At 68.5% G+C, this 24813-nt stretch carries 27 protein-coding genes, 1 tRNA gene and 2 pseudogenes; 14 read left to right on the forward strand and 16 right to left on the reverse strand.

What is annotated here, in order from left to right:
• Position 1 precedes the first annotated feature (1 nt).
• Genes ASE89_RS15045 through ASE89_RS15055 form a run of 3 tightly spaced genes read left to right on the forward strand, consistent with a single transcriptional unit; the run spans position 2 to position 2306 of the window.
• Positions 2–346: a hypothetical protein gene (locus tag ASE89_RS15045; RefSeq protein WP_056679335.1), complete on the forward strand. Its 345-nt coding sequence runs from the start codon at positions 2–4 to the stop codon at positions 344–346.
• On the forward strand, positions 321–1649 hold the full coding sequence (locus ASE89_RS15050; protein WP_236701818.1) for an aspartyl/asparaginyl beta-hydroxylase domain-containing protein: 1329 nt from the start codon (positions 321–323) through the stop codon (positions 1647–1649). The genes ASE89_RS15045 and ASE89_RS15050 overlap by 26 nt, the downstream gene beginning before the upstream one ends.
• A gap of 51 nt (positions 1650–1700) precedes the next feature.
• A complete protein-coding gene (locus ASE89_RS15055; RefSeq protein ID WP_056679340.1) occupies positions 1701–2306 on the forward strand; it encodes an energy transducer TonB in 606 nt (201 codons plus the stop codon).
• A gap of 18 nt (positions 2307–2324) precedes the next feature.
• Here the strand turns inward: ASE89_RS15055 and ASE89_RS15060 are convergent, their stop codons facing one another.
• A complete protein-coding gene (locus tag ASE89_RS15060; protein WP_056679343.1) occupies positions 2325–3494 on the reverse strand; it encodes an aspartyl/asparaginyl beta-hydroxylase domain-containing protein in 1170 nt (389 codons plus the stop codon).
• An 85-nt stretch (positions 3495–3579) separates the two neighbouring features.
• Positions 3580–4680, reverse strand: coding sequence for a glycosyl transferase (locus tag ASE89_RS15065; protein WP_056679346.1), 1101 nt, complete (start codon positions 4678–4680; stop codon positions 3580–3582).
• Between the two features lie 110 nt (positions 4681–4790).
• Here ASE89_RS15065 and ASE89_RS15070 point away from each other — a divergent pair, with 110 nt between their 5' ends.
• Positions 4791–5453: a sulfite oxidase-like oxidoreductase gene (locus ASE89_RS15070; RefSeq protein WP_056679351.1), complete on the forward strand. Its 663-nt coding sequence runs from the start codon at positions 4791–4793 to the stop codon at positions 5451–5453.
• Here ASE89_RS15070 and ASE89_RS15075 read toward each other — a convergent pair.
• The 3 genes from ASE89_RS15075 to ASE89_RS15085 are packed head-to-tail and all read right to left on the reverse strand — an operon-like array spanning position 5450 to position 8441.
• Complete coding sequence (locus tag ASE89_RS15075) at positions 5450–6700, reverse strand: adenosylmethionine--8-amino-7-oxononanoate transaminase (RefSeq protein WP_056679354.1); 1251 nt, start codon at positions 6698–6700, stop codon at positions 5450–5452. The genes ASE89_RS15070 and ASE89_RS15075 overlap by 4 nt on opposite strands.
• Positions 6697–7320 carry a dethiobiotin synthase gene (gene bioD, locus ASE89_RS15080; RefSeq protein ID WP_056679357.1) on the reverse strand — a complete coding sequence of 208 codons (624 nt, stop codon included), beginning with the start codon at positions 7318–7320 and terminating at the stop codon, positions 6697–6699. Before bioD ends, ASE89_RS15075 begins: the two co-directional genes overlap by 4 nt.
• Positions 7317–8441, reverse strand: a complete 1125-nt coding sequence (locus tag ASE89_RS15085) for an 8-amino-7-oxononanoate synthase (protein WP_056679359.1) — start codon at positions 8439–8441, stop codon at positions 7317–7319. Before ASE89_RS15085 ends, bioD begins: the two co-directional genes overlap by 4 nt.
• Positions 8442–8611: 170 nt before the next feature.
• On the opposite strand from ASE89_RS15085, the gene ASE89_RS15090 reads away from it, so the two are divergent.
• The 3 genes from ASE89_RS15090 to ASE89_RS15100 all read left to right on the forward strand — a co-directional run bounded on the left by ASE89_RS15090 (position 8612) and on the right by ASE89_RS15100 (position 11404).
• Positions 8612–9619 carry a class 1 fructose-bisphosphatase gene (locus ASE89_RS15090; protein WP_056679362.1) on the forward strand — a complete coding sequence of 336 codons (1008 nt, stop codon included), beginning with the start codon at positions 8612–8614 and terminating at the stop codon, positions 9617–9619.
• Positions 9620–9696: 77 nt separating this feature from the next.
• Positions 9697–10179, forward strand: a complete 483-nt coding sequence (locus ASE89_RS15095; protein WP_056409029.1) for a hemerythrin domain-containing protein — start codon at positions 9697–9699, stop codon at positions 10177–10179.
• Positions 10180–10222: 43 nt separating this feature from the next.
• Positions 10223–11404: a glycosyltransferase gene (locus ASE89_RS15100; protein WP_056679364.1), complete on the forward strand. Its 1182-nt coding sequence runs from the start codon at positions 10223–10225 to the stop codon at positions 11402–11404.
• A gap of 27 nt (positions 11405–11431) precedes the next feature.
• On the opposite strand, the gene ASE89_RS15105 is transcribed toward ASE89_RS15100, so the two are convergent.
• Genes ASE89_RS15105 through yajC form a run of 4 tightly spaced genes read right to left on the reverse strand, consistent with a single transcriptional unit; the run spans position 11432 to position 14764 of the window.
• Positions 11432–11800, reverse strand: coding sequence for an Mth938-like domain-containing protein (locus tag ASE89_RS15105; RefSeq protein ID WP_082447040.1), 369 nt, complete (start codon positions 11798–11800; stop codon positions 11432–11434).
• Between the two features lie 39 nt (positions 11801–11839).
• Positions 11840–12805, reverse strand: coding sequence for a protein translocase subunit SecF (secF, locus tag ASE89_RS15110; protein ID WP_031441217.1), 966 nt, complete (start codon positions 12803–12805; stop codon positions 11840–11842).
• A 16-nt stretch (positions 12806–12821) separates the two neighbouring features.
• Positions 12822–14426, reverse strand: coding sequence for a protein translocase subunit SecD (gene secD, locus ASE89_RS15115; protein WP_056679367.1), 1605 nt, complete (start codon positions 14424–14426; stop codon positions 12822–12824).
• Positions 14426–14764: a preprotein translocase subunit YajC gene (gene yajC / locus ASE89_RS15120; protein WP_031395363.1), complete on the reverse strand. Its 339-nt coding sequence runs from the start codon at positions 14762–14764 to the stop codon at positions 14426–14428. The genes secD and yajC overlap by 1 nt, the downstream gene beginning before the upstream one ends.
• Positions 14765–14964: 200 nt before the next feature.
• On the opposite strand from yajC, the gene ASE89_RS15125 reads away from it, so the two are divergent.
• Positions 14965–15041, forward strand: a tRNA-Pro gene (locus ASE89_RS15125).
• A 76-nt stretch (positions 15042–15117) separates the two neighbouring features.
• On the opposite strand, the gene ASE89_RS15130 is transcribed toward ASE89_RS15125, so the two are convergent.
• On the reverse strand, positions 15118–15636 hold the full coding sequence (locus ASE89_RS15130) for a DUF3617 domain-containing protein (protein ID WP_236701819.1): 519 nt from the start codon (positions 15634–15636) through the stop codon (positions 15118–15120).
• On the opposite strand from ASE89_RS15130, the gene ASE89_RS15135 reads away from it, so the two are divergent.
• From ASE89_RS15135 to hslU, 5 genes and pseudogenes are all read left to right on the forward strand, one after another.
• Positions 15635–15820 (forward strand): DUF4169 family protein, encoded by a 186-nt coding sequence (locus ASE89_RS15135; RefSeq protein WP_056680723.1) that lies wholly within the window; start codon positions 15635–15637, stop codon positions 15818–15820. The two genes, ASE89_RS15130 and ASE89_RS15135, sit on opposite strands and share 2 nt — an antisense overlap.
• A 176-nt stretch (positions 15821–15996) precedes the next feature.
• Positions 15997–16532: pseudogene (locus tag ASE89_RS15140) on the forward strand (glycoside hydrolase family 108 protein).
• A 71-nt stretch (positions 16533–16603) separates the two neighbouring features.
• Positions 16604–16831: pseudogene (locus ASE89_RS15145) on the forward strand (3TM-type holin); the annotation flags it as partial.
• Positions 16832–17043: 212 nt separating this feature from the next.
• A complete protein-coding gene (gene hslV, locus ASE89_RS15150; RefSeq protein ID WP_081874259.1) occupies positions 17044–17586 on the forward strand; it encodes an ATP-dependent protease subunit HslV in 543 nt (180 codons plus the stop codon).
• Positions 17587–17704: 118 nt separating this feature from the next.
• The gene (gene hslU, locus ASE89_RS15155) at positions 17705–19000 is read left to right on the forward strand and encodes an ATP-dependent protease ATPase subunit HslU (protein ID WP_031393589.1); all 1296 of its coding nucleotides are present in this window, start codon (positions 17705–17707) and stop codon (positions 18998–19000) included.
• Positions 19001–19231: 231 nt separating this feature from the next.
• On the opposite strand, the gene ASE89_RS15160 is transcribed toward hslU, so the two are convergent.
• The 3 genes from ASE89_RS15160 to ASE89_RS15170 all read right to left on the reverse strand — a co-directional run bounded on the left by ASE89_RS15160 (position 19232) and on the right by ASE89_RS15170 (position 21983).
• The gene (locus ASE89_RS15160; RefSeq protein WP_056679371.1) at positions 19232–19498 is read right to left on the reverse strand and encodes a hypothetical protein; all 267 of its coding nucleotides are present in this window, start codon (positions 19496–19498) and stop codon (positions 19232–19234) included.
• A 57-nt stretch (positions 19499–19555) separates the two neighbouring features.
• Positions 19556–20989, reverse strand: a complete 1434-nt coding sequence (locus tag ASE89_RS15165) for a DEAD/DEAH box helicase (RefSeq protein ID WP_056679374.1) — start codon at positions 20987–20989, stop codon at positions 19556–19558.
• Between the two features lie 253 nt (positions 20990–21242).
• On the reverse strand, positions 21243–21983 hold the full coding sequence (locus tag ASE89_RS15170; protein ID WP_235188324.1) for a Crp/Fnr family transcriptional regulator: 741 nt from the start codon (positions 21981–21983) through the stop codon (positions 21243–21245).
• 299 nt (positions 21984–22282) lie between these two features.
• Between ASE89_RS15170 and ASE89_RS15175 the strand changes: the two genes are divergently transcribed.
• Complete coding sequence (locus ASE89_RS15175; RefSeq protein ID WP_056409046.1) at positions 22283–22543, forward strand: DUF6894 family protein; 261 nt, start codon at positions 22283–22285, stop codon at positions 22541–22543.
• Positions 22544–22570: 27 nt separating this feature from the next.
• On the opposite strand, the gene ASE89_RS15180 is transcribed toward ASE89_RS15175, so the two are convergent.
• The 3 genes from ASE89_RS15180 to ASE89_RS15190 all read right to left on the reverse strand — a co-directional run bounded on the left by ASE89_RS15180 (position 22571) and on the right by ASE89_RS15190 (position 24798).
• The gene (locus tag ASE89_RS15180; protein WP_037531709.1) at positions 22571–22984 is read right to left on the reverse strand and encodes a VOC family protein; all 414 of its coding nucleotides are present in this window, start codon (positions 22982–22984) and stop codon (positions 22571–22573) included.
• Between the two features lie 282 nt (positions 22985–23266).
• Positions 23267–24064, reverse strand: coding sequence for a hypothetical protein (locus ASE89_RS15185; RefSeq protein ID WP_330219062.1), 798 nt, complete (start codon positions 24062–24064; stop codon positions 23267–23269).
• Entirely contained in the window at positions 24061–24798 is a 738-nt protein-coding gene (locus ASE89_RS15190) for an alpha/beta fold hydrolase (protein WP_031441083.1), read from the reverse strand. Before ASE89_RS15190 ends, ASE89_RS15185 begins: the two co-directional genes overlap by 4 nt.
• Positions 24799–24813: the final 15 nt, after the last annotated feature.

Below are 24813 nucleotides of genomic sequence, written 5' to 3' on the forward strand. Positions count from 1 at the left end.
CATGATGCGTGGCGGCGATGCGTTGTGGAGCGGCATGATGATGCGGACGACATGGTATGGATCGGCGGCCCGATCGGGTCTTGCCGGGGTGTTGCTGATCGTGGCGGCGCCGTCCGCGTTCACTCTGGCAGCGGCCGGCGCAACGATGGCGCAACGCGATGAGGCGCCACCGGCCGCGACGCCGCCGGCCGAGCGTCGGATCTGCAAGCGATCGGCGCCGTCGGGATCGCTGATCGAGACGCGACGCGAATGCCATACGCGCGCAGAATGGGACCAGATCGCGCAGGCGGGACGTGCCGCTGGACAGGATATGGTCGAACGTGCCGCACGCAGCGGTGCGCAATAACGGCGCCCCGGTGATGCGCCAGCAGCCGGGGCCGTCGCTCGAGATGTTGTTGCAAGCCGCCGAAACCGCGCAGCGTGCCGGCGACGGTGCGCGGGCCTGCGCCGTCTTTCACGACGTGCTCGGCATTGCGCCCGAACATCCTGTTGCGCTCAACGCGCTGGGCCTCGACGCGTTGGCGCGGGGCGATGGTATGGCGGTCGGCTATTTCGCGCGCGCGACGACGGCTGACCCTGCCGCATCGCCGCTGTGGATGAACCTGGCGAGCGCCTATCGCGGGCTCGGCGACAGCGTGGGGGAACAGACCGCGCTCGAACGCGCACTTGCGCTCGACCAGCGCAATCTGATGGCGAACGTCCGGCTGGCCGAACTGCAGGACCGCGTCGGTAACACTGCGGCGGCGGCGTTTCGCTGGGGTGGGGTGGCCACGATCGTTCAGTCGCTCCCCGAGCGGTCGCCGGCGTTAAGCCAGCTTCTCGTCCGTGCCTCTGATAGGATCGCGCAGCATACACGTGCGCTGTCCGATGCCATCGATACGGCGCTTGCACCGTTGCGGGAGGATGCGGCCGCGGACGACCGACGTCGCATCGACGTCTGTATCGATGCGATGCTCGGTCGTCGGGCGATCCATGCGCCGGTACCCCATGGGCTGCATTTTCCATTCCTGCCCGCGGACGAATTCTTCCCGCGGCGGCATTTTCCCTGGCTGGCCGCGTTCGAAGCGGCCACGCCGGCAATCGGCGCAGAGCTGGAAAACCTTCTTGCCGATGGGGCACCGGGCTTCGCGCCCTATGTCGCGATGACGCCGGGCACGCCGCCGAACCGGTGGACCCCATTCGACGGGTCGGATCTGTGGAGCGCTCGATATCTGTGGCGGTATGGCGTGCGCGACGATGCGGTGTGCACGCGGTGCCCGCAAACCGCGGCGATGCTGGAGACGCTGCCGCTGGCGGACATTCCCGGCCGCGGGCCGTCCGCCTTCTTCTCGGTCCTCAAGCCCGGCACGCGGCTGCCGCCGCATACGGGGGTCAGCAATATTCGGTCCGTCGTGCATCTCCCCCTGATCGTTCCCGACCGATGCGGCTTTCGGGTCGGTGGCGAGACCCGAGCGTGGCGCGTCGGTGAGGCGTTCGTGTTTGACGACACGATCGAGCATGAGGCGTGGAACGACAGCGACGAGATTCGCGCCGTCCTGATCGTCGACGTCTGGAATCCGCATCTCACCGCGAGCGAAATCGCGATGATGCGGCGGATGTTCGGGACGCTCGGCGCGCAGCTGGGCATGGCGGGCGACGTGGTGGATTGAGCTTGCCCGCGCGAGGCTGCGGTGGTGAAATACTGGCTGGGAGACGAAATTATGCGGACGATGCTGTCATGGGCAAGCCCGGGGTCGTGGGTCACCACGCTCGTCGGGGGTATGGTCGGCTTATCGGCCGTGGGGGCGCAAATCGCACCCGTCTCCACTGCATCTGCAGACGATCCCGCACTGCAGGCGCTCCGGGAAAAGAATGCACGGGTTCAGCTCGCCAATTATCCGCGCGGAGCGCTGCGTCGCGGTGAGCAGGGAACCGTCGGGATCAGCGTTACCGTCGATCGGCAGGGGCGGTTGCGCGAATGTGCGGTTTCGAAGAGCAGCGGCTTTGCGTCGCTCGACGAGGCGACGTGCGACTTCCTGTTCTCGCATGCGCAGATTGCGGCCTATGTTGCACCGGGCGGCGGCGGGCCGACGACCCGGCAGGAGGGGCAAGTCGTGTGGACGCTGCCTGCGGGTGTCCGACCCACGACCGCGTCAGCAACCGCGGGGCCCTTGCCGGAGAAGAAGATCTGTCGTGCGCAGGCGAGGACGGGCTCGCTGGTCGCGAGCCAGCGCATCTGCCTGACCAAGGCGGAATGGCGACGCCAGTATGAACTGGCGCAGGACGAGACGCGCGAGATGCATACCCGCGCGATGCCGGGCGACTGATCGACACGCCGGCCGCGTTTAGCCGGTATCGACGACGGGACCCTGATACCGGTCGATCGCGGCGAATATGTCGGTCAGCGCGTCGCGTTCGGTTGCGGTCAATTCGGGACGCCAGATTTCGAACAGCAGGACGATCCGGGTCTGCGTCCCCCGGTTCCACGCCTCGTGCTCGAAAGAATCGTCGAATATCAGCATCCTGCCGTCCCGCCACGGCCGCGTCTCGGACCCTACGCGCAGCGCGCATCCGTCAGGGGCGATCAGGGGGAGGTGGCAGATCAGCCGCGTGTTGAGCATGCCGTGATGCGGGCGGATATGCGTGCCCGGGGTCAGCCGCGAGAAGATCGCCATCGGTGACCTGCCGGGAATGACGGGGATCGGCGCCAGCGACAGCGCGGCCATCGTGTTCGGGCACATCGTCGCATTGGGCTCGACCGGCACGCCACCACGCCAAAGGTGAAAGGCGCCCCAGCCCGGATCGTCGAGCAGCGGGTTTGCGGGCGGTGGTCGACCGGCCATCGTCTGCACATAGGGTGCAAAGCCCTGTCCGGCCGCGAGCACCGCGTCGAGTTCGGCGCGGATCGCGCCGGTCGCCGCTTCGATCGGGGCGACCCAGTCAAACTCTTCGCGCTCGAAATAAGCACGCTGCGCCAGGCCCGGGAAATAGAACATCGAGGGTTGCTGCAGATAGAGCTCGCTCCGGCCGAGCAGCAGGTCGAGCGCGTGATGGATCCGGGGACCCGCTACGCGGGGTATGTCCTTCAGGGCCGCGTCGAAATGGGCCGAAAAACGGCCGGCGACTTCGGTCAGGAAGGTCTCGCCAACCCGGAGCAGGGGGACGAGCGCGGGGGCGATGTTCGCACCTGGCTGGGAGGCAGCCGACAGCGCGGTGCGATAGAAGGACTCGGCAGCACGATCGTCCCCACGGCGACGCTTGAGCGCCGCCATCGTCAGCAGTGCGCCGAGATGCCGGGGCTCGGTCGCGAGAAAGCGGACGAGCGCGTCGTCGGCCTCGTCGTCGCGCCCGAGCGCCTGCGCCGCCTGCGCGATCAGGAACCAGGGCGCGGGCATGCCCGGCGCGCCGTCGCGCAACAGCGACAATTTTTCATAGGCGACAGCGGCGTTGCCGTTGCGCAGCGCGGTCATGCCCTCACGGGCGAGCGAGTCGGCCTGTGGGCGGGTCAGGTGCATGACGCAGGCTAGCCTGCCATTGCACTGGATACAGCTAAAAACATCCGGATCGGACCCGCCCGTCTTTCAACCCGGTAATGCCGGTTCAGCGTGTCCAGAGATCGGTGGCGAGCCGGTCGAGATAGTTCGCGGCGCTGGCGGCGGCGGTGGGGGTGTGGAGGCTTGCGAGTGCGGCGGGGTCGAGCGCCTTGGCGGCGTCCAGCAGGCCGCGCCATGGTGTCGATGCGCCGGGCCAGCTTGGCACCAGGATCGCGGCGCCGAGTTCGGCCAGGCGCTCGGCCTTGCGCATCTGTTCGTCGAAATAGCGCCATTCGGGCGCGCAGACATAGGGGCGGCCGATGCGCGCGATTTCGTGGACGATGGTATCGCCACTGGAGGCGACGACGACGTCGGCCGCGGCGATGTGCGCGGTGATCGTCGAGACCCAGCCGCGCAGGTGGAGATTGCCGAAATCGGTCTCATGGCCCTCGCGCTGGACGGGGCCGAGCACCAGCCAGTCGGTCTCTGGCAGCGCGCGCGCGGCCATGGTCAGCGGCGCATAGGGCGTGCCTGCGCCGCCGCCGCCGGTCAGCACGATGACGATCTCACGGTCGGGGGAGAGGCCGAGCATCGCCCGCGCCTCCGCCTTGCCCGGCACGACGTCCTGCGCGGTGCACAGCCCGCCCGCATAATGGGTCATGGCGCGGATCCAGTCAGGGGTCTCGGGCTGTTCGAGCGCTTCGTCGAAGGGCGCGAGCAGGCCGACACAGGCGCGATAGCCGGCGAGATGCGCGGCATCGCCGCGGTTGCCGTGCATCCGGATCCCGATCGCAGGGACGCTGGCGATGCGGGCCAGCAGCGCGATCTCGGCGGAGACGTCGACCACGAACAGCGCGGGATCGACCGTGTCGAGATGGTCGAGGATCGTCCGCATCGTCGCGCGGATCGCCGCGTCGCCGATCGGTGCGCGGTGGAGGATGTCGGGGGTGGGCTGCGCGGCGAGCGCCGGCGGGGGGCTGTCGCTGGCCGCGCCCTCGTCGGGCAGGGGCACCAGCGTGACGGCGCGGGCGAAGCCGTCGAACAATGCGGGCCGCGCGGTCAGGATCGTGACGGCGCGCCCGGCGGGTAACGCGTCGATGATCGCCATCGCGCGATTGGCATGGCCCCGGCCCTGATGGCCGACATAGAAGGTGATCGGTTGAGGCATTACCGGGGGATACCCGCTCCGCGCCACGAAATCTCCCGTGAAATCCCCCGGGAAATCCCCCGGGAAATCGACGGTGGCCCCGTCGCCGCAAGCCGCCTAGTCTGTGCCGCATGAGCGATGATGACAGGTCCGAACCGACCAAGCTGACGCGGTCGAAGCAACGCTGGGCAAGCGAGGGCAAGTTCCTGACGGGAGCGACGGACCGCGCGGAGGGCGACCGCCTGCCACCGGGGCAGCATCTGGTCCGCGACTGGCCGGTGCTCGATCTCGGCCAGCAGCCTGATATCGCGCGCGAGCGGTGGCGGCTGACGATCGACGGGATGGTCGAGCGGCCGGTGACGCTCGACTGGGCGGGGTTCATGGCGTTGCCGCAGACCGCGGTGCGGTCGGACATTCACTGCGTCACGACCTGGTCGCGCTACGACAATGACTGGTCGGGCGTGGCGACGCGCGACCTGCTCGACCATGTCGGCCCGGTCGATGCGGCGGCGTTCCTGACGCTGCACGGCTATGACGGCTACACCACCAATGTCCCGCTGGCCGATTTCGCCGCGGCGGACGCGCTGCTCGTCCACAGCTGGCAGGGCAAACCGCTGACGCGCGAGCATGGCGGCCCGGTCCGCCTCGTCATCCCGCATCTCTATTTCTGGAAAAGCGCGAAGTGGATTTCGCGGATCGCGTTCCTTGGCGCGGACAAGCCGGGCTTCTGGGAGGTCAATGGCTATCACCGGCGCGGCGACCCCTGGGCCGAGGAACGCTACAGCCAGGACTAGAGCATGGTCGCGCACGCCTCCTCGATCGCGGCATAGATCGCGTCGAGGTCGGCCTCGTCGATGCAATAGGGCGGCATGACGTAGACGGTGTTGCCGAGCGGCCGCAGCAACAGGTCGCGTGCGGTGAAGAAGCGCAGCAGTTTCGGGCCGAGATCCGATAGATAGCCGCGATCGCCGACCTGCAGGTCGACCGCGGCGATCGCGCCGATGCGGCGCGGATTGGTCACGCCGGGCAGGCGGGCGATGCGGGCGAGATGCGCCGCCTGTCGTGCGCCGAGCGTCGCGATCCTGTCGTGCACAGGCTCGTCGCGCCAGATCGCGAGGTTCGCGTTGGCGGCGGCGCAGGCGATCGGGTTGGCGGTATAGCTCGAGGAGTGGAAGAACATCCGCGCGCGATCGTCGGACACATGCGCGTCGAAGATCTCCGCGGTTGCCATCGTCACCGCGAGCGGGACCGCGCCGCCGGTCAAGCCCTTGGACAGGCAAAGGATGTCGGGCACCACGCCCGCCTGTTCGCAGGCGAGCAGCGTACCGGTACGGCCCCAGCCGGTCATCACCTCGTCGGCGATGAACAGCACGGCGTGGCGGGCGCAGATCGCGCGCATCTCCGCGAGCACGTGCGGCGGATAGATCAGCATGCCGCCCGCGCCGAGCACCAGCGGTTCGACGATGAACGCGGCGGGCGCGGCGCGGCACGCTGCCTCGAGCGCGTCGAGCGTAGCCTGTTCGGCGCCGGGGTGCGGGAAGGGGATGGTGCCGACGTCGAACAGCAGCGGCGCGTAGGCGCGGTTGTAGACGCCGCGTTCACCGACCGACATCGTGCCGATCGTGTCACCGTGATAGCTGTGTTCGAGCACCAGGATCCGGTCGCGCGGTTCGTCGCGGTTGCGCCAGTAGCCGAGCGCCATCTTCAGCGCGACCTCGACCGCGGTCGAACCGGAATCGGAGAAGAAGACGTGGCGCAGCGCTTCGGGCATGATCGCGACGAGGCCGTGCGCGAGCGTCTCGGCGGGCTCGTGCGTCCAGCCGGCGAAGATGATCTGGTCCATCCGCCCCGCCTCCTCGGTGATCGCGGCCATGATCCGGGGATGGCGGTGGCCGTGCGTCGTCACCCACCAGGACGAGATCGCGTCGACGATCCGCCGCCCGTCGCTGGTGTGGAGCGCCGCCCCCTCGGTCCGGACGATGCGGGGGATCGGATCGCCGAGACCATGCTGGGTGAAGGGATGCCAGATCGGCGACGTCATCGGAAATCCTCGAGCCGGAAACTGGCGGCGAAGGCGGCGCCGAGCGCGGCGGCGTCGAGCCGGGGGAGGATCGGCAGCCGGCCGAGATGCCGCACCTCGCCCAGCCGGACGATCGCCGCCTCGCTGTGCGGGACCGCATCGCCGACGAACGCGACGCCGAGGATCGGCACGTCGCGGCGGCGCAGCGCCTCGATCGACAACAGGCTGTGGTTGATCGTGCCGAGCGCGGTGCGCGCGACGATCACGACGGGCAGCCGCCACCGTGCGAACAGGTCGGCAAAGACGTGGGTGTCGGTCAGCGGCACCATCACCCCGCCCGCCCCCTCGATCACCAGCGGGCCGGGCAGCGCGGGGGGCACGAGCCGGTCGAGGTCGATCGTCACGCCGTCGAGCGTCGCCGCGCGGTCGGGCGAGCAGGGCGTCGTCAGCCGATAGGCCTCGGGCAGGATCCGCTCGCGCGCGAGGCCGGACAGGGCGGCGACGCGCGACGCATCGCTGCCGCCGTCGAGCCCGGCCTGGACGGGTTTCCAATAGCTTGCGTCGAGCGCGCCCGCGAGCGCGGCGGCAAAGACGGTCTTGCCGACATCGGTGTCGGTGCCGGTAACGACGAGGCGGGTCATGACAGGGCCTTTTGCAACGCGTCGCCGAGCCCCGCAATCTGGGGTGCGGTGACGTTGAGCGTGAGCGAGATCCGCAGTCGCGACGTGCCCTTGGGCACGGTCGGCGGGCGAATCCCGCGAACGTCGAACCCGGCCGCCTGGACCGCCGCGGCGACGCGCATCGTCGTCGCATCGTCGCCGAGCACGAGCGGCAGGATCTGCGATCCGGTCGGCGCGACACCGTAGGGCGCGAGCGTGGCTTCGGCGGTGGCGATGAGCGCGCGCAGGGCGGTGCGGCGGTCGGGTTCGTCGGCGAGGATCTGCAGGCTTGCGCGCGCGGCGCTCGCCATCAATGGCGAGGGCGCGGTCGAGAAGATGAACGCGCGCGCCCGGTTGACGAGGAAGTCTCGGACAATTTCGGGGCCGCAGACCAGCGCGCCCTCGCACCCCATCGCCTTGCCGCAGGTGCGCAGCATGACGATGTCGGGTCGCCCCTCCAGATGCCCGGCAAGGCCGCGGCCATCGTCGCCGAATACGCCGGTGGCATGCGCCTCGTCGATCAGCACAACGCCGTCATGCGCCTCGGCGAGCGCGACAAGATCGTCGAGCGGCGCGCGGTCGCCGTCCATGCTGTAGAGGCTTTCGACCGCGATCCAGGGCCGCCCGGTGCCGCCCGCCCGGCGCCACTGCGCGATCGCATCGGCAAAGGCGGTGACGTCGTTATGCGCCGCCGAGACACATGCCGCACGGCCGAGCCGCATCCCCTCATGCGCGCTCGCATGGATCAGCGCGTCGTGGACGACGAGGTCGCCGGTCTGCGGCAGCGTCGCGAACAGCGCGGCGTTGGCGGCGTACCCAGTCGAGAAGTACAACGCCGCCTCCGCACCGAAGAACGCCGCCGCCTCGGCTTCGAGCAGGATATGTTCGGGGTCGTTGCCGCGGAGCAGCCGCGATCCGCCCGAACCGACCGCGACGCCGCGCGCGAGCGCGGCCGCGACGGCCGCCGCGATCCGCCCGCTCTGGCCAAGCGCGAGATAGTCATTGGACGCGAAATCAACCCCTTGCCGCGCAATCAGCGCGCGGCGGCGCGTTGCCGTGGCAAGCGCGGAGAGGTCGCGATGATGCTGGTCGAACGCGGACATCGCGGCAGCCTCTAGCGACAACGCCGCGCCAGCGCGAGCCGATTGGCCGAAACACCCCGTCATAAAGAGGGATCGTTCGGTCGGATCGGGCATTTCTCTCCTATGGTATAGCAGGATCGGCTTGGCTAACCACGATTGCATTCTCCATTCCGGTCGAAGGTACCCTGCCCATGAAGCGCAAGACGCTGACCCAGTTCCTGATCGAACAGCAACGCGAGGCCGGCACGCTGCAGCCGCAGCTGCGCCTGCTGATCGAGGTCGTCGCGCGGTCGTGCAAGGCGATCAGCCATGCGATCGGCAAGGGCGCGCTGGGCGGCGTGCTCGGCAGCCTCGAGAGCGAGAACGTCCAGGGCGAGGTGCAGAAGAAGCTCGACGTGATCGCGAATGAGATGCTGCTCGAGGCGAACGAGTGGGGCGGGCACCTCGCGGCGATGGCGTCGGAGGAGATGGAGACGATCCACCTCGTCCCCAATCGCTATCCCAAGGGCGAATATCTGCTGCTGTTCGATCCGATCGACGGGTCGAGCAACATCGACGTCGACCTGTCGGTCGGCACGATCTTTTCGGTGCTGCGCGCCGCCGAGACCGCGTCGGGTGCCGATGTGTCCGAGCAGGATTTCCTTCAGGCGGGGCAGACCCAGGTCGCGGCGGGCTATGCGGTCTATGGTCCGCAGACGATCCTGGTGCTGACGGTCGGCGCGGGGGTGCACGAGTTCACGCTCGACCGCGAGATCGGGTCGTGGGTGATGACCGACACCAACATCCGCATGCCCGGCGGCAAGCGCGAATTCGCGATCAACACGTCGAATGCGCGCCAATGGTCGCCCGAGGTGACGCGGTTCATCGACGAGCGGATCGCGGGCAAGGACGGGCCGATCGGCGACGATTACAACATGCGCTGGACCGGATCGATGGTCGCCGACGCGCACCGCATCCTCAAGCGCGGCGGCGTGTTCCTGTACCCGCGCGACGTCCGCCAGCCCGGCAAGGTCGGCAAGCTGCGGCTGATGTACGAGGGCAATCCGATGGCGATGCTGATGGAGCAGGCAGGGGGTGCCGCCACCGACGGCGAGCAGCGCATCCTGTCGATCGAGCCGAGCAGCCTGCACCAGCGGATCGGCCTGATCATGGGCGATCCGGCCGAGGTCGAAGCGATAACCACCGCCTATCGGGAGTAGCGCGCATCGTCACCCGCCGGCGGTCGGGGGTTGGGGCATGACGGACGAGGGCGCGCGTTGAAAAGGGGAGAAGTTCGATGGAAGTCACCTCACAAAGACTCGCCGAACAGCGTGACGACCGGACGTCGTGGCGACGCCTGATCGACGATCATGACCGTATCGCCGAACGCTGCGCCGACCTCGTCGCGCTGTTGCAGCGGCGCGGGCATAATTGCGCGGCGGCGTCGCGCAAGCTGCTCGAGCTCGCCGTGCTGGTCGCGGACCATCTGGGCGTCGAGGACGAGGTGATCGACCTGACCGCGATCGCGACCGAGGCGGACTATTCGCCCGAGACGGTCGCGGTCATGGCCGCGGAACTCGACGCGCTGCGGCGCGAATGGCGGGTGTTCATCGCGCACTGGCTGCCGACGATCGAGCCTGCGGACTGGTATGAATTCCGCGGTGAGGCCGAGGCGATGCTCGCGCGGCTGACGCATCAGGTGCAGCGCGAAAGCGCGCTGTTGTATGACGATGCCCTGCGCGCGGGGGTGATCGCGACCGGGCCGGTCGACCTGCAATAATCGCAGCGACAGGGTTCTTAACCCGGCGGCGATACCAAGGGCCATGATGCGCGTCCTGACCCTGTCCACGCTGTTTCCCGATGCAAGCCGGCCCAATTTCGGCGTCTTCGTCGAGCGGCAGACGCTCGGGCTCGCGGCGCATCCGGGGGTCGATCTTCGTGTCGTTGCGCCGATCGGCTTGCCGCCCGGGCCGCTGCGTCTGATGCCGCGTTTTGCGCCGTTTGCGCAGCTACCGCTCGAGGAGAGGTGGCGCGGGGTGGGCGTGCAGCGGCCGCGGTTCACGACGATTCCTGCGACCGGGGGGCGGTGGCATGCCGCGGCGCTGACCCACGCGCTGATCCCGGTGCTCGACGCCGTGCGGCCGAATTTTCCGTTCGATGTCATTGATGCGTCGTTCTTTTTTCCCGACGGCGTCGCCGCGGTCGCGCTCGGGCGACGCTATGGCGTGCCCGTGTCGATCAAGGCGCGGGGGGCGGATATCCATCATTGGGGTCGTGCGGCGGGCACGCGGGCGCAGATCCGGCGTGCGGGCCGCGCGGCGGACGGGCTGCTCGCGGTCAGCGCGGCGATGCGGGCGGACATGATCGCGATGGGGATGCCGGCGGCGCGGATCCGGGTGCATCATACCGGGGTCGACCAGGCGCGGTTCCGCCCGATCGACGCGGCGGCGCGTGCGGCCGAGGCGGCGCGGCTGGGCGTGACGGGGCCGCTGGTGCTGTCGGTCGGGGCGCTGATCCCGCGCAAGGGGCATGACGTGGTGATCGACGCGGTTGCGCGTCTGCCCGGCGTTTCGCTGAGGATCGCGGGCGAGGGGGGCGACCGGGCGCGGCTGGAGGCGCTGATCCGCACGCTGGACGTGGGAGACAGGGTCCGGCTGCTCGGCAGCGTCGCGCATGAGGCGATTCCGCGGTTGGTCGCGACCGCCGACGTGATGGCGCTGGCGTCGGCGTCCGAAGGGCTGGCGAATGCGTGGGTCGAGGCGCTCGCCTGCGGGACGCCGATCGTGATCACCGATGCGGGCGGCGCGGGCGAGGTGGTCACGTCGGACGAGGCGGGCCGGATCGTGCCGCGCGATGCGGCGGCGTTCGGTGCGGCGATCGCGGGGATCCTGGCGGCACCGCCGGCGAGAGAGGCGACGCGGCGTGTCGCGGCGCGCTTTACCTGGGAGGCCAACAGCGCCGCGCTGTTCGCGCATCTGGCCGGGCTGGTCGGGGGCGGGGCCTAGCGCGCCCGACCAAGCGCCTGAAAAGCCTCAGCCTTCGAGCGGGTAGAGCGCGGCGGCGATCCAGCGGCCTTCGCCACGGAGCACGGCCCAGGCGCGCGCGGCGGCGCGGCTGTCCATCGCCTCGATCCCGACGCCCTGCGCCTCGACCGCGCGGCGGAAGGCGGCGGCGGGCTGGCGCAGCTGCGATCCGGTGCCGAGCAGCAGGAATTCGGGTCTGGGCGACAGCGCGAGGACGCTGGCGACATCGTCCGCGCCCAAGGTCTCGAACGGCGGCGGGGTCCAGCCGTCGGCGCGCGACGGGGTGATCAGCAGCGCGGTGTAATAGCCGTCGTCGACCCGGAACCCGCCATGACCGATTGCCGAGATCATCGGCCCGTCGGTCTTTTCCTTGTCCATTCTCACGCGCTTGTCCTCACGCGCCGGGCCCGCCGCGCATCAGCGGCCGGCCTTCGGACCCACGCGCTCGGCGTCGTCGCGGTCGCCCTTGCGGCCCTCGGGCTCGGCGCGCAGGCCGAGCGTGATGAGCAGCGACGACGACACGTAGATCGACGAATAGGTGCCGACGACGATGCCGAGGATCATCGCTGCGGTGAAGCCGCGCAGCACATGGCCGCCGAGCACCAGCATCGCGGTCAGTGCGAGCAGGATCGTGACCGAGGTCATGACGGTGCGCGGCAGCGTCTCGTTCACCGACAGATCGATGATCTCGCGCATGTCCATCTTGCGATAGCGGCGCATATTCTCGCGGATGCGGTCGTCGATGACGATCTTGTCGTTGATCGAATAGGACACGATCGTCAGCACCGCAGCGACGATGTTGAGGTCGAATTCGAACTGCGTCAGCGCGAAGAAACCGAGCGTCATCAACAGATCGTGGACGATCGCGACGACGGTCGACACGCCGAACTGCCACTCAAAGCGGACCACCGCGAACAGGCCGATGCCGAGGATGGCGAGCCCGACCGCGAGCAGCCCCTTGCTGATCAGCTCGTCCGAGACCTTGCCCGAGATCGTGTCGTATTTCGAGAAGGTCGCGCCGGGGAACTTGACCGCCAGATCATCGGCAACCTTCTTGACGAGTGCGTTGGTCGCACCCTCGTCGGTGCTTTCGGGGATCGGCAGACGGATCGACAGCACGGTCGGATCGGCGAAGGACTGGATCGAGGCTTCGCCGACGCCGAGGCGATCGACCTCGGTCCGGACCGCGTCGATCGACGGCGGGGTTGCGAACCGCTCCTCGATCAGGACGCCGCCGACAAAGTCGACGCCCATATTCAGACCCTTGGCGAAGACCAGCCCGACGGCGGCGAGCGACAGGAGGATGGTCAGCCCGAACGCCCATTTGCGGAGCGAGACGAACTTCAGGTTGGTGTTGTCGGGTACGAGTTTCAGCAGGCGCATGATGATGTCTCCCGCCTCAAATATTGATCGTGGTGGGGCGGTTCTTGCGCAGCCAGAGCGCCACGAGCATCCGCGTGAAGGTCACCGCGGTGAACACGCTGGTGCAGATGCCGATCAGCAGCACGACCGCAAAGCCCTTGACCGGGCCCGAGCCCAGCAGGAGCATGATCACGCCGGTGATCGCGTGCGTGACGTTGGCCTCGAAGATCGTGCGCGACGCCTCCTTATAGCCGAGCTCGACCGCCTGGACGATGTTGCGCCCGCGGCGGCGTTCCTCGCGAATACGCTCGTTGATCAGCACGTTGGCGTCGACCGCGGTACCGATCGTCAGCACGAAGCCGGCGATGCCGGGCAGCGTCAGCGTCGCGTTGAGCATCGCCATGACCGCGACGATCACGAGGATGTTGATGACCACCGCGAGGTTCGCATAGAGGCCGAACCGGCCATAGGTCACGAACATGAACACGATCACCGCGAGCGCCGCGACGATGCTGGCGAGGACGCCGGCGCGGATCGAATCCTTGCCGAGATCGGGGCTGACGGTGCTCTCTGCGATGATCTTCAGATTGATCGGCAGCTTGCCCGACCGCAGCGAGATGGCGAGCGAATTGGCCGATTCGACCGTGAAATTGCCCGAGATCGAGGCGCGGCCACCGAGGATCGGCTCGTTGATGTTGGGCGCGGAGATCACCGAATTGTCGAGGATGATCGCGAACGGCTTGTTCGTGTTTTCCTGCGTGACCTTGGCGAAACGTCGGCCCCCGACCGCGTCGAAGGTGATCGCCACCTGCGGCGCGTTGGTCTGCGGCTCGAACTCCTGGCGGGCATCGGCGAGCTGATCGCCCGAGATGATCACCGATCGCTTGACCGCGATGAACGGAATGCCCTGCGGATTGCCGGGATAAGGAATGACCTGGCTGCCGACGGGGGCGATGCCCTTGACGAGATCGGCGGGGTTCGCGGTCTCGTCGACCAGCTTGAATTCGAGCTTTGCGGTCTTGCCGAGCAGGCTCTTGAGCGCCTGCGGATTCTGCAGGCCCGGCACCTGGACGACGATACGCGTCGCGCCCTGGCGGACGATCGTCGGCTCCTTGGTGCCGAGTTCGTCGATGCGGCGGCGGACGACTTCGGTCGCGTCCTTCATCGCGGTGTCGATCGCCTGCTGGAGCCCGGCCTCGGTCGGCTTGAGCACGAACCGGCTGGTATCGACGACGTTGATGTCCCATTCGCGCTGGCCGCTCATCCCGGCGCCACCGCCGGTGATCGAAAGCAGCCGCTCGCGCGCGGCATCGACCTGGCTCGGATCGCGGAGCAGGAAGCTAAGCTGCCCGCCACGCACCGAAATATCGCCGATCGCGATCCGCGGCGTGCCGTTGCGCATCGTGCCCGCGATGCTGTCGCGCATCGCCTCGATCCGCGAATTGGCGAGGTCGGCGGTGTCCGCCTCAAGCAGCAGATAGCTGCCGCCCGCCAGATCGAGACCCAGGTTGATCCGCTTATGCGGAATCGCCCCCCACTTGCTGGTCGTCGATTCGGAGAAGAAGCTCGGGATCGCAAGCGCGCAGAGCACGGCCAGCAGGCCGATGATCGACGCGACCTTCCAGCGGGGGAAATCCAACATCAGTCGTTCGCCGGCTTCGTGTTCGGGCTGGTGATGTCGGTGAGCGTCGCCTTGACGACGCGGACGCGGGTGTTGGGCGCGATCTCGATCTCGACGATCGCGTCCTCGACCTTGGTGACCTTGCCGATGATGCCGCCCGCGGTGACGACGCTGTCATTCTTCTTGACCGCCGCGACCGACGCCTGGAGCGCCTTCATCCGCTTTTGCTGCGGACGGATCATCAGGAAATAGAAGACGACGAAGACGAGGAAGAGCGGCGCGAGGCTCAGAAACGAGGCGATGCCGCCCGATGTCGCCGTCTCGCCGGCGGCCTGCGCATATGCTGGGGAAATGAACATGGAGTCCCGTTTTGGCTGGTGGGCAGGCGCCATACGCCCGCGCTCGCATGGGCGATGCCGCTATCACCGGTTGCCGCCCCGCGCAACCAATGTGCGCCGGTGAAGCGTGGCCGGGCCGCGATGAGACGGACGAATATGGGCTTTGCCGCAATCGCGTGCTTGCATCGCGCGCAACATCCGCATAATGCGCGCCCTTCGGTCGGGGCGTAGCGCAGCCTGGTAGCGCATCACACTGGGGGTGTGGGGGTCGCAGGTTCGAATCCTGTCGCCCCGACCAGAAACTTTCCGGAGCCGGCCGCCAGAGGCGATGCCGCTCCCGGGCACGAAATATCGTGCCATTCCAGATCCTGGCGTCAGCGTTTGCAGACAGGACCGGTGCGCGCCGCGACCTGGTCCGCGACGATCCGCATCGCGCCCTTGTCGGTCTCGCCGCTCATCGTCATCCGCGCGGTAAAACCGGTCGCGCCATAGCTGCCCGCGCGGACGATCCGCATCGGCGCCCCCTTTTTCTGCGGACAGGTCATGACATGGTCGATCCGGCCACCTGAGAACTGCGCGCGCTCGACGGTGCAGCGCGCCTCGGGCTTGGGGACGAACAGCGCGGCGACGCCCGACGAGGCCTGTTCGGGCGGCAGGCATTTGCGCTCGGTCTTCGATTTTCCGCGCATCATCCGCAGGATGAACCCCGGCGCACCCGGAATGACGAGCTCGACCGCGGTTGAGGTGATCGCCCAGGCGCCGGGCGGCAGCGCCTGCGCCGAGGCGGCAGCAGGGAGCAGGAGGAGGGCGGACAGCAGGACGGGATCGCGCATAGGAGGGGCAGTCTGTAGCGCCGGCGGGGTGCTGGCAAGCGGTGTGACAGGGGTTTTCATGGGCGAGATCATCAATTTGCGGCGGGCGCGCAAAGCGCGGGTGCGGCGTGAGGCGGGGGTGGTGGCGGACGCGAACCGCGCGGCGTTCGGGCGGACCAGGGCGGAGCGCGTGCGGGATGCTGAGGAGCGGGCGCGGGGGGAGCGGGTGCTGGATGGGGCTCGGCTTGATGGGGAGGAAAGCTGAGGTTTGGGAGCGGGTTGCCGGGTGATCAGGGGGTGGGTTTGCTGGGCTCTGGATCCTGACTTTCGTCAGGATGACGGGTGGAAGTGAGTGTTCGTCTTTTACCATTCGTGCCGCTGATCTTGCTATTCACTAACCTATATGGTTATAAGGTGGTGGGCGAATCGGGGAGATCGGGGATGGAGATCGGTGGGCTGATCGAGGCGGTGATCGATCGTGAGGGCGGGTACGGCGATCATCCGGCGGATCGCGGGGGGCGACGCGGTTCGGGATTACGCAGGCGGTGGCGCGGGCGCATGGGTTTGCGGGGGACATGCGGGTGTTTCCGCGGACGGCGGCGGTCGCGATCTATCGGCAGGCTTACTGGATTGACCCCGGATATGAGGGGGTTGGCCGGATCGCGCCGGGGATTGCGGGCGAATTGTTTGATACCGGGGTCAATATGGGGCCGGCGGTCGCGAGTGGGTTCCTGCAGCGGGCGCTCAACGCGCTCAATCGCGGGGCGAGCGATTATCCCGATCTCGTCGTCGATGGCCGGATCGGGCCGGGGACGCTGGCGGCGCTGGCGGGGTTCCTCAAGCGACGCGGGGCAGGGGGCGAGGCGGTGCTGCTGAAGGCGATCGAGGCGCTGCAGGGCGAGCGCTATGTCGCGCTGGCGGAGCGGCGGCCGGCGAACGAGGCGTTTCTCTATGGCTGGCTCGCCAACCGGGCGTGAGGCGGAAAGCGCCATCTTTCCAAGGGGGTGTCATGACGAGAGGCGTTGAGGAGGGGGCGGAGCTGCCCGCCGATCCGTGGGTGACGCGGGCGCGGCCGGGGTTTCTGTATGTGATGTACGCGTTGCTGCTGGGGGCGATCCCGGTGGGGCTGCTCGCGGCGGTGCGGCCGGCGGCGGCGCAGGCGATCGCGGCGGGCGTGGGGGCATATCTGGGGGCGATTCCCGAGCCGCTCTATGCGCTCTTCGGGACGGGGTATCTGGGGTATACCGCGGCGCGCGAGTGGGGGAAGCGGCGGTGAGCGGGGCTGGTATCGGAGCGGCGCGCGTGGCGTTCGGGGCTCTGGATCCTGACTTTCGTCAGGATGACGTAAAGGGGGAAGGTAACCGGGAAGCCGACAGGGAAGTCGAGCGGGAGGGTGAGGGGGTGGTGCAGGGGGTGGATGCAGCGGACCGTTGCGTGGTCGAAAGCGCACCCTACATCGCGGTCATGAGTGCAAATGATCCCCACGCCATGCCGGTCTGGCACGGCACCACCATCCTTTCGGTCCGGCGCGGCGGCAAGGTCGTCGTGATCGGCGACGGCCAGGTCTCGATGGGCCAGACGGTCATGAAACCCAATGCGCGCAAGGTGCGGCGGCTCGGCGACGGGTCGGTGATCGGCGGGTTCGCCGGCGCGACCGCGGACGCCTTCACGCTGTTCGAACGGCTCGAACGCAAGCTGGAGCAGCATCAGGGGCAGTTGCTCCGGGCCGCGGTCGAGCTCGCCAAGGACTGGCGGACGGACAAGTTCCTGCGCAACCTCGAGGCGATGATGATCGTCGCGGACAAGGACGTGACGCTGATCCTGACGGGCAATGGCGATGTGCTCGAGCCCGAGAACGGCGTCGCAGCGATCGGATCGGGCGGCAACTACGCGCTCGCCGCGGCGCGCGCGCTGGTCGAGTATGAGAGCGATGCCGAAGTGCTGTGCCGCAAGGCGATGGGAATCGCGAGCGAGCTCTGCGTGTACACCAATGACCGGCTGACCGTGGAGTCGATGGACTCGACCAGCTGATTTCGACGCCCCTCCCGTTCGGGGGAGGGGTCGGGTCGGGCTTCACCAGGGGCCCGTCCCGCGGATAGTCCCCACCCCCAACCCCTCCCCTGAAGGGGAGGGGCGAAGAAGAGTGATCATGAACGACCAGCTTACCCCCAAGGCAATCGTCGCCGCGCTCGACGCGCATATCATCGGCCAGGCCGCCGCCAAGCGCGCGGTTGCGGTGGCGATGCGCAACCGGTGGCGGCGCCAGCAGCTCAGCGAGGATCTGCGCGACGAGGTGACGCCGAAGAACATCCTGATGATCGGGCCCACCGGCTGCGGCAAGACCGAGATCAGCCGGCGGCTGGCGAAGCTCGCCGATGCGCCGTTCGTCAAGGTCGAGGCGACCAAGTTCACCGAGGTCGGTTATGTCGGGCGCGACGTCGAGCAGATCGCGCGCGACCTGGTCGAGGAGGCGATCCGGCTGGAGAAGGAACGCCGGCGGATCGCGGTGAAGGACAAGGCGGAGGAGGCGGCGATGGGCCGGCTGCTCGACGCGCTGGTCGGCAAGGATTCGAGCACCGCGACGCGCGAGAGCTTCAAGCAGCGGTTCCTCGACGGGCATCTGAACGCGGCCGAGGTCGAGATCGAGGTCGAGCAGACGCCGACCACGCCGTTCGAGATCCCCGGCGGCGCGCCGCAGATGATCAACATCGGCGAGATGATGAAGTCGCTGGGCGGCGGGCAGCAATTGAAGCGCCGCAAGCTGACGGTGACCGCGGCGTGGGACAAGCTGGTCGAGGAAGAGGCGGACAAGCGGCTCGACCAGGACGAGGTGAGCCGCGTCGCGCTGGCGGATGCCGAGGCGAACGGGATCGTGTTCCTCGACGAGATCGACAAGATCGCGGTCAGCGACGGGCGCGGCGGGTCGGTGAGCCGCGAGGGCGTGCAGCGCGATCTGCTGCCGCTGATCGAGGGGACGACGGTCGCGACCAAATACGGGCCGATGAAGACCGACCATATCCTGTTCATCGCGAGCGGGGCGTTCCATGTCGCCAAGCCGAGCGACCTGCTGCCCGAATTGCAGGGGCGTCTGCCGATCCGGGTCGAGCTGAAGGGCCTGACCGAGGGGGATTTCGTCGCGATCCTGTCGGACACCAAGGCGTCGCTGCCGCTGCAGTACAAGGCGCTGATCGCGACGGAAGGCGTCGAGATCCGCTTCACCGAGGACGGCATCGCCGCGGTCGCGCGGATCGCCGCGGAGGTGAATGCCGAGGTCGAGAATATCGGCGCGCGGCGGTTGCAGACGGTGATGGAGAAGCTGCTCGAGGACGTCAGCTACAATGCCGAGGATCGCGGCGGGTCGAGCGTGGTGATCGACGGGGCGTATGTCGACAGCCAGCTGAAGGAGATTGCGCGGAATACGGATCTCAGCCGGTTCGTGCTTTAGTCTGGGGGTGAGCGGGGGGTGAGGTACGCGCCCCCGGTCCGTTCGTGCTGAGCGTAGTCGAAGCACTGCGGCCGGCCCTTCGACTTCGCTCAGGGCGAACGGGTGGGGGGGCGGTTCCTGCCCTCTTCGTCATCCTGGGCTTGACCCAGGATCCAGGGTTACGGGCGGGGTCGCTTTTGGCTCTGGATCCTGACTTTCGTCAGGATGACGAGGGGGAGTGAGGGGCGGGCGCTACAGCACCACCGTCTGCGGTCGCGCGGCCTTCAGCGCGGCGAGGACCATGGTTTCCCAGATGGCGGGGTCGCCGGCGGCGGCCATGGTCTGGTCGGGTTCGCGCAAGGTGCGCAGGACCGCGCGCGCGTCGGGGAGATAGTCGGTCCAGGCGTCGTCGATCAGGCGCGACGCGGAGGCGGCGTCGCCGCCGGCATTGGCGCTGATCCGCTGGCCTGCCAGGACACGGGCGATGCGTTCGGCGATCGGGGTATTCGAGACGTCCATCAGTCTTCTCCTCGCAGGTCTGCCTATAGCAAACCCGCGAGGCAAAGACATGGGGCCTTAGCGTGCCGAGCTCGGGCCGGCGCCGCGGCCCTGGCCGCCGGGGCGACCGCCACCGGCCGGGCGACCACCGCCCTGGCCGCCGGGACGACCGCCGCCCTGGGGACGACCGCCGCCGCCACCCTGGCCGCCGCCACCCTGACCGCCACGGCTCGCGCCCGCATAGTTGCGGCCGGTGGTGCCGGTCGCGCGGGGCGCGTGGGTGGCGCGGGGACGCGCGGGATCGCGCGGACGGTCGATCCGGACTTCGGGATCGGCGCCCATCGTCTTGACGCGCGTCTGCTTGATCTGGTTCGACAGGTTGACGAAATCGTCGGGCAGCGGGCGGACCGTCACCTTCTGGCGGGTGATCCGCTCGATGTCGCGCAGATAGGCCTTCTCGTCATCCGCGCAGAACGCGACGGCGATGCCGCTGGCGCCCGCACGCGCGGTGCGGCCGATGCGGTGGACATACTGCTCGGCGACGTTGGGCAGCTCGAAGTTGATGACGTGGCTGACGCCCGAGACGTCGATGCCGCGTGCGGCGATGTCGGTCGCGATCAGGACCTTGACCTTGCCCTGCTTGAACTCGCCGAGCGCGCGCTCGCGCTGGCCCTGGCTCTTGTTGCCGTGGATCGCGTTCGAGGCGATGCCGTTACCCGCGAGCAGCTTCACGACGCGGTCGGCGCCATGCTTGGTGCGCGTGAAGACGAGCGCGCGGTCGATCGCGGGATCGCCCAGCGTGATCGTCAGCAGCGCCTGCTTTTCCGACTGGTTGCAGAAGGTGACATACTGGTCGACGCGCTCCGCGGTGGTCGCGGCGGGCTTGACCGAGACGGTCTTCGGATCGAGCAGGAACTGCGAGGCGAGATCGCGGATCGCGGTCGGCATCGTCGCCGAGAAGAAGAGCGTCTGGCGCTTCTTCGGCAGCATGCGGACGATCTTCTTCAGCGCGTGGATGAAGCCGAGGTCCATCATCTGGTCGGCTTCGTCGAGCACGAGGATCTCGATCATCGACAGGTTGCAGAAGCCCTGCTCGATCAGGTCGATCAGGCGGCCCGGCGTGGCGACGAGGATGTCGACGCCGCGGCTGAGGTCCTGGCGGTTCTTGTTGATGCTGGTGCCGCCGAAGACGGTGGTCACCGACATCTTGCTGAACTGGCCGTAGGCGCGTGCGCTGTCGGCGATCTGGCTGGCGAGTTCGCGCGTCGGCGCGAGCACCAGCATGCGGCAATGCGTCGGCAGGACGCGCTTCTGCGTCTCGGTCAGGCGCTGGATCGAGGGGAGCACGAACGCGGCGGTCTTGCCGGTGCCGGTCTGCGCGATGCCGAGCAGATCGCCGCCCTCGAGCAGGATCGGGATCGACTGGGCCTGGATCGGCGTCGGCTCGGTATAGCCCTTGGCTTCCAGCGCGCGGACGAGGGGCTCGGCGAGGCCGAGGTTGGAAAAGGACATGAAAAGTCTCTCAAATGTGCCGGGCTCGCGAATCCACAGGAGGACGCGCGAGGGGCGTGGTGTTTTGACACCCCGCGTGAAAAGGGAAGCCCGTTTGAAACGACCGAGGCGGAGCCTGGACCTTGTTCAGGTCCGATCACGCTGCATGACACCTCGATGGCGGTCAGATGCGCGCGACCGGCCGAAAAGTCAAGAGTGGCCGGGTCGGGGCGGCTCTGGTCCCGTCCTCAGGCCCCGTCCTCAGGCCCCGTCCTCAGCTGCGCGTCTGGGTCAGGTGGAGATAGCGTTCGTTGAATTCGGCGGCGTCGCGCAGCGCGCACCAGTCGACGACGCCGATCTGCCGCTTGCGGCGCGTGATCAGCCCGTCGGTCTCGAGCGCGCGGAGCACGCGGTTGACATGGACCGGGGTCAGGCCGAGCGCATCGCCCATCTGTTCCTGCGTCATCGGCAGTTCGTAGCTGCCGTCCGCGTCGCTGAGCGAGGAGGCGCGCAGCCGGGCGGAGAATTCGCAGAGCAGGTGCGCGAGCCGCATCTTGGCGTTGCGGCGGCCGACATTGAGCAGCCATTCGCGGTGGATCGACGCCTCGACCAGCGCCTCGATCCACAAGGCGGTGGCGATCTTCGGCGAGACCGCGACGATCTCGCGCAGCGCGGGGATCGGGATCTCGGCGACGGTGATCCGGGTCAGCGCCTGGACGTCGTGATCCGATTCCTCGAGGAACAGGTTCTGGAGATCGATGAAGTCGCCGGGCATCAGGATCGAGACGATCTCGCGTTCGCCGTCGGGGGTGAGCTTCTGGCGATAGGCGAAGCCGTCGATCACGAACGCGCAGCGCAGCGGGCGTTGCCCCTCGCGCAGCATATAGGTCGACTGGTCGATCGTGCGCAGCTTGCACGGCAGCGCCGCGATCGCCACGCGATCCGCCGCGCTCAGCTCGACCCGGGTCGCGAGCTTGGCAATCAGATGATCGGTGACGACGATGGGGTAATCCACATGCAGGCTCCGCTCGGGCGGGAGCATATCGAACTCTCAGTCGCCGGGTTAAGCATAGCTTGCCCCGAGGCGCCCTGCACTATCACAGGCGTTATAGTCTCGCTCAAACATAGGTTAGACGCGCATTTCGGAAATTGTCGGTTATTGTAAGAAAATGTCGGGTGCCTCGCGCTGTACGGGTGGCGCGGAACCGATCGTCGCGCAGGGGCGTAGACGCCTTGCGAGAAACAGGGGCGAACACTGGGCGCGGCCGCCGCCGGTCGCCCCGGCCGTCGCGTCGAACGCACAGGATGTCGCTGATGCCGCGATACAGATTTCAGATCGCCCTGCGCGGCGAAGTGATCGAGGATCACGAGGGGATCGAACTCGCGCACCGCGCGGCGGCGATCGAGCATGCGATCGTGGCGATGCGCGAGATGCTGGCGGAGGACATCCGCCAGGGCTGTGTCGACCTGACGATGCGGATCGAGATCATCGAGGGTTGCGGTGCGACGGTCCACGTCGCCGACTGTGCCGAGGCGATGGCGGCCGGGACGATGCCGGCCCGCCGCCGCGCCTGACGCGCGGCGGCGGGCGGGCCGTCTGTCTTACCAGTGGCCGGTGTTGGGCATCGACGCCCAGGGCTCGGCGGGGTCGAGCCGGCCGTCCTGCAACAGCTCGATCGAGATGTTGTCGGGGGTGCGGACGAACGCCATGTGGCCGTCGCGCGGCGGCCGATTGATCGTCACGCCGGCGTCCTGGAGCCGCTGGCAGGTCTCGTAGATATTGTCGACGCGGTAGGCGAGATGGCCGAAATTGCGGCCTTCGCCATACTCTTCCGGATCCCAGTTGTGCGTCAGCTCGACCTCGGCGCTCTCGTCACCGGGCGCGGAGAGGAAGATCAGCGTGAAGCGACCCTGCTCGTTTTCGAGGCGGCGGGCCTCCTTCAGCCCGAGCAGCTCGAAGAACGCGATCGTCTTGGCCGGATCGGTGACCCGGATCATCGTGTGCAGATATTTCATGGACGGCCTTTTCGGGTTGGATCGCCGGTAGATAGGCGGCGCCCCGGCGGGGTTCCAGAGGGGCGGGTGGTGGCCGGGCCGTGAGGATTGCCAGTCTGGGTTCCCGCCTGCGCGGGAATGACGTTTGGGCGGGTGGCGTCGTGCTCGTCTCTCACGTCCGTCATCCCCGCGGAGGCGGGGATCCAGAGGGGCGGGCGGGGGTGGCCGGGCCGTGAGGGTTGCCAGTCTGGGTTCCCGCCTTCGCGGGAATGACGGTGGCGCGGGTGCGCCTCTCCCGGCGGATCAGGGTTTGGGCGGGTCGAACTGGCGGAGCGCGGCGATGGCGTTGCGGGCGGTGGGGGTGTCGGGGGCGAGGCGCGCGGCTTCGGCCCAGGCGGCGCGGGCGCGGGTCTCGTCGCCGTCGCGCGCGGCGATGTTGCCCGCCTCGAGCTGGACCGAGGCGTCGTCGGGGGAGCGCTTGAGCGCCTCGGCGATGTCGCCGCGTGCGCGGGGCAGATTGCCCATCCGCCGTGCGAGCGTTGCGGACAGCAGCCAGGCGAGCGGATCGTCGCCCGCGGTGGTCAGTGCGAGATCGATATCGGTGCGCGCCGAGGCGAGATCGTCCGCCGCGACGAGCGCCCGCGCATGATCGAGCCGCGCCTCGCCGAGCTGGAGCCCGGTCAGCGTCCCCGCGGTGAGCGCCGAATCGAGCGCGGTGCGCGCCTTGGTCGCGTCGCCCGCGGCGAGCCAGGCATTGCCGCCCTGCGCCCAGTAGGTCGCGGCGCGATCGTCGTGCGCGAGCTGCGCGTCGCGCGCCGCGCTCTCGAATTCGGCGGCGGCGGCGGCCCAGTTCTTTTCCGCGGCAAAGGCGAGCCCGCCACAGTCGCGCGCCGCGGCGCCGCCGCCCGCCATCCGCCAGCGGCCCGCCTCGGCACGCGCGGCGACCGGATCGGTGGCGATCGTCGCGATGCAGCGCTGGAGCCGCGTGGCATCGTCGGCGGGGCCCGCGGCAGGCTTGGCAGCAGGGCGCGCGGCAGGCTTTGTGGCGGGGCTGGCGGCCTGGGACAGGAGCAGCGCGGGGGCGAGCAGCATCAGGATCATAAGCGGGCGATCACATCCTCGACCGCGCGGATGATCAGCGCGATGTCGGAATCGCGTGACAGGCGGTGATCGCCGTCCTTGACGAGCAGTGTCTGCACATCGGCTGAACGAAGCAGCTCGGCGAGCCGGGTGGTGCGCAGCCACGGCACCGCCTTGTCGCGCTGGCCCTGGATCAGGCGGACCGGGCAGCGGATCTCGATCCAGCCGAACATCAGCCGGTTCGCCTCGCCCGACGCCCAGAAGCCGCGGGTGTAGATGGTGGGTTCGGGGCCGTAGTCGTTGGCGCGTTCGAGCCGGCCCGCGCTGAGCAGCGTCAGCTTTTCCTCAGGGGTGAAGCCCCAGTCGGTGAAGTCGGGGGCGGGGGCGATGCCGACGAGCGCTGCGACCAGATCGGGGCGGGCCTTCGCGACGAGCAGCATCAGCCAGCCGCCGAGCGACGAGCCGACGAGCACCGCGGGGCCGTCCGCCAAGGCCTCGAGCATCGCGATCACGTCGTCGCGCCAGTCGACGAGCGTCTGATCCTCGAACGCGCCCTCGCTCCGGCCGCAGCCGCCATAGTCGAAGCGGAGATAGGCGCGGCCCTGCGATTTCGCCCAGGCCTCGAGCGTGACCGCCTTGGTGCCCGTCATGTCCGAGCCATAGCCCGACAGGAAGACGATCGTCGGGCCGGTGCCGGTCGTGTGGTGATAGGCGAGGCGGGGGCGGTCCGGCGCGGGGGTGGTGGTGTCGGTCATGCGCGGGGCTTTAGC

It is taken from the genome of Sphingomonas sp. Leaf30 (assembly GCF_001422525.1).
Taxonomy (GTDB): domain Bacteria; phylum Pseudomonadota; class Alphaproteobacteria; order Sphingomonadales; family Sphingomonadaceae; genus Sphingomonas; species Sphingomonas aerolata.

Excerpts from the sequence above, each read along its gene's own strand:
- ASE89_RS15045 (WP_056679335.1), top strand. The coding sequence starts at position 2 with ATGATGCGTGGCGGCGATGCGTTGTGGAGCGGCATGATGATGCGGACG.
- ASE89_RS15055 (WP_056679340.1), top strand. The coding sequence starts at position 1,701 with ATGCGGACGATGCTGTCATGGGCAAGCCCGGGGTCGTGGGTCACCACG.
- ASE89_RS15060 (WP_056679343.1), bottom strand. The coding sequence starts at position 3,494 with ATGCACCTGACCCGCCCACAGGCCGACTCGCTCGCCCGTGAGGGCATG.
- ASE89_RS15065 (WP_056679346.1), bottom strand. The coding sequence starts at position 4,680 with ATGCCTCAACCGATCACCTTCTATGTCGGCCATCAGGGCCGGGGCCAT.
- ASE89_RS15070 (WP_056679351.1), top strand. The coding sequence starts at position 4,791 with ATGAGCGATGATGACAGGTCCGAACCGACCAAGCTGACGCGGTCGAAG.
- ASE89_RS15075 (WP_056679354.1), bottom strand. The coding sequence starts at position 6,700 with ATGACGTCGCCGATCTGGCATCCCTTCACCCAGCATGGTCTCGGCGAT.
- bioD (WP_056679357.1), bottom strand. The coding sequence starts at position 7,320 with ATGACCCGCCTCGTCGTTACCGGCACCGACACCGATGTCGGCAAGACC.
- ASE89_RS15085 (WP_056679359.1), bottom strand. The coding sequence starts at position 8,441 with ATGTCCGCGTTCGACCAGCATCATCGCGACCTCTCCGCGCTTGCCACG.
- ASE89_RS15090 (WP_056679362.1), top strand. The coding sequence starts at position 8,612 with ATGAAGCGCAAGACGCTGACCCAGTTCCTGATCGAACAGCAACGCGAG.
- ASE89_RS15095 (WP_056409029.1), top strand. The coding sequence starts at position 9,697 with ATGGAAGTCACCTCACAAAGACTCGCCGAACAGCGTGACGACCGGACG.
- ASE89_RS15100 (WP_056679364.1), top strand. The coding sequence starts at position 10,223 with ATGATGCGCGTCCTGACCCTGTCCACGCTGTTTCCCGATGCAAGCCGG.
- ASE89_RS15105 (WP_082447040.1), bottom strand. The coding sequence starts at position 11,800 with ATGGACAAGGAAAAGACCGACGGGCCGATGATCTCGGCAATCGGTCAT.
- secF (WP_031441217.1), bottom strand. The coding sequence starts at position 12,805 with ATGCGCCTGCTGAAACTCGTACCCGACAACACCAACCTGAAGTTCGTC.
- secD (WP_056679367.1), bottom strand. The coding sequence starts at position 14,426 with ATGTTGGATTTCCCCCGCTGGAAGGTCGCGTCGATCATCGGCCTGCTG.
- yajC (WP_031395363.1), bottom strand. The coding sequence starts at position 14,764 with ATGTTCATTTCCCCAGCATATGCGCAGGCCGCCGGCGAGACGGCGACA.
- ASE89_RS15135 (WP_056680723.1), top strand. The coding sequence starts at position 15,635 with ATGGGCGAGATCATCAATTTGCGGCGGGCGCGCAAAGCGCGGGTGCGG.
- ASE89_RS15130 (WP_236701819.1), bottom strand. The coding sequence starts at position 15,636 with ATGAAAACCCCTGTCACACCGCTTGCCAGCACCCCGCCGGCGCTACAG.
- hslV (WP_081874259.1), top strand. The coding sequence starts at position 17,044 with ATGCCGGTCTGGCACGGCACCACCATCCTTTCGGTCCGGCGCGGCGGC.
- hslU (WP_031393589.1), top strand. The coding sequence starts at position 17,705 with ATGAACGACCAGCTTACCCCCAAGGCAATCGTCGCCGCGCTCGACGCG.
- ASE89_RS15160 (WP_056679371.1), bottom strand. The coding sequence starts at position 19,498 with ATGGACGTCTCGAATACCCCGATCGCCGAACGCATCGCCCGTGTCCTG.
- ASE89_RS15165 (WP_056679374.1), bottom strand. The coding sequence starts at position 20,989 with ATGTCCTTTTCCAACCTCGGCCTCGCCGAGCCCCTCGTCCGCGCGCTG.
- ASE89_RS15175 (WP_056409046.1), top strand. The coding sequence starts at position 22,283 with ATGCCGCGATACAGATTTCAGATCGCCCTGCGCGGCGAAGTGATCGAG.
- ASE89_RS15180 (WP_037531709.1), bottom strand. The coding sequence starts at position 22,984 with ATGAAATATCTGCACACGATGATCCGGGTCACCGATCCGGCCAAGACG.
- ASE89_RS15185 (WP_330219062.1), bottom strand. The coding sequence starts at position 24,064 with ATGATCCTGATGCTGCTCGCCCCCGCGCTGCTCCTGTCCCAGGCCGCC.
- ASE89_RS15190 (WP_031441083.1), bottom strand. The coding sequence starts at position 24,798 with ATGACCGACACCACCACCCCCGCGCCGGACCGCCCCCGCCTCGCCTAT.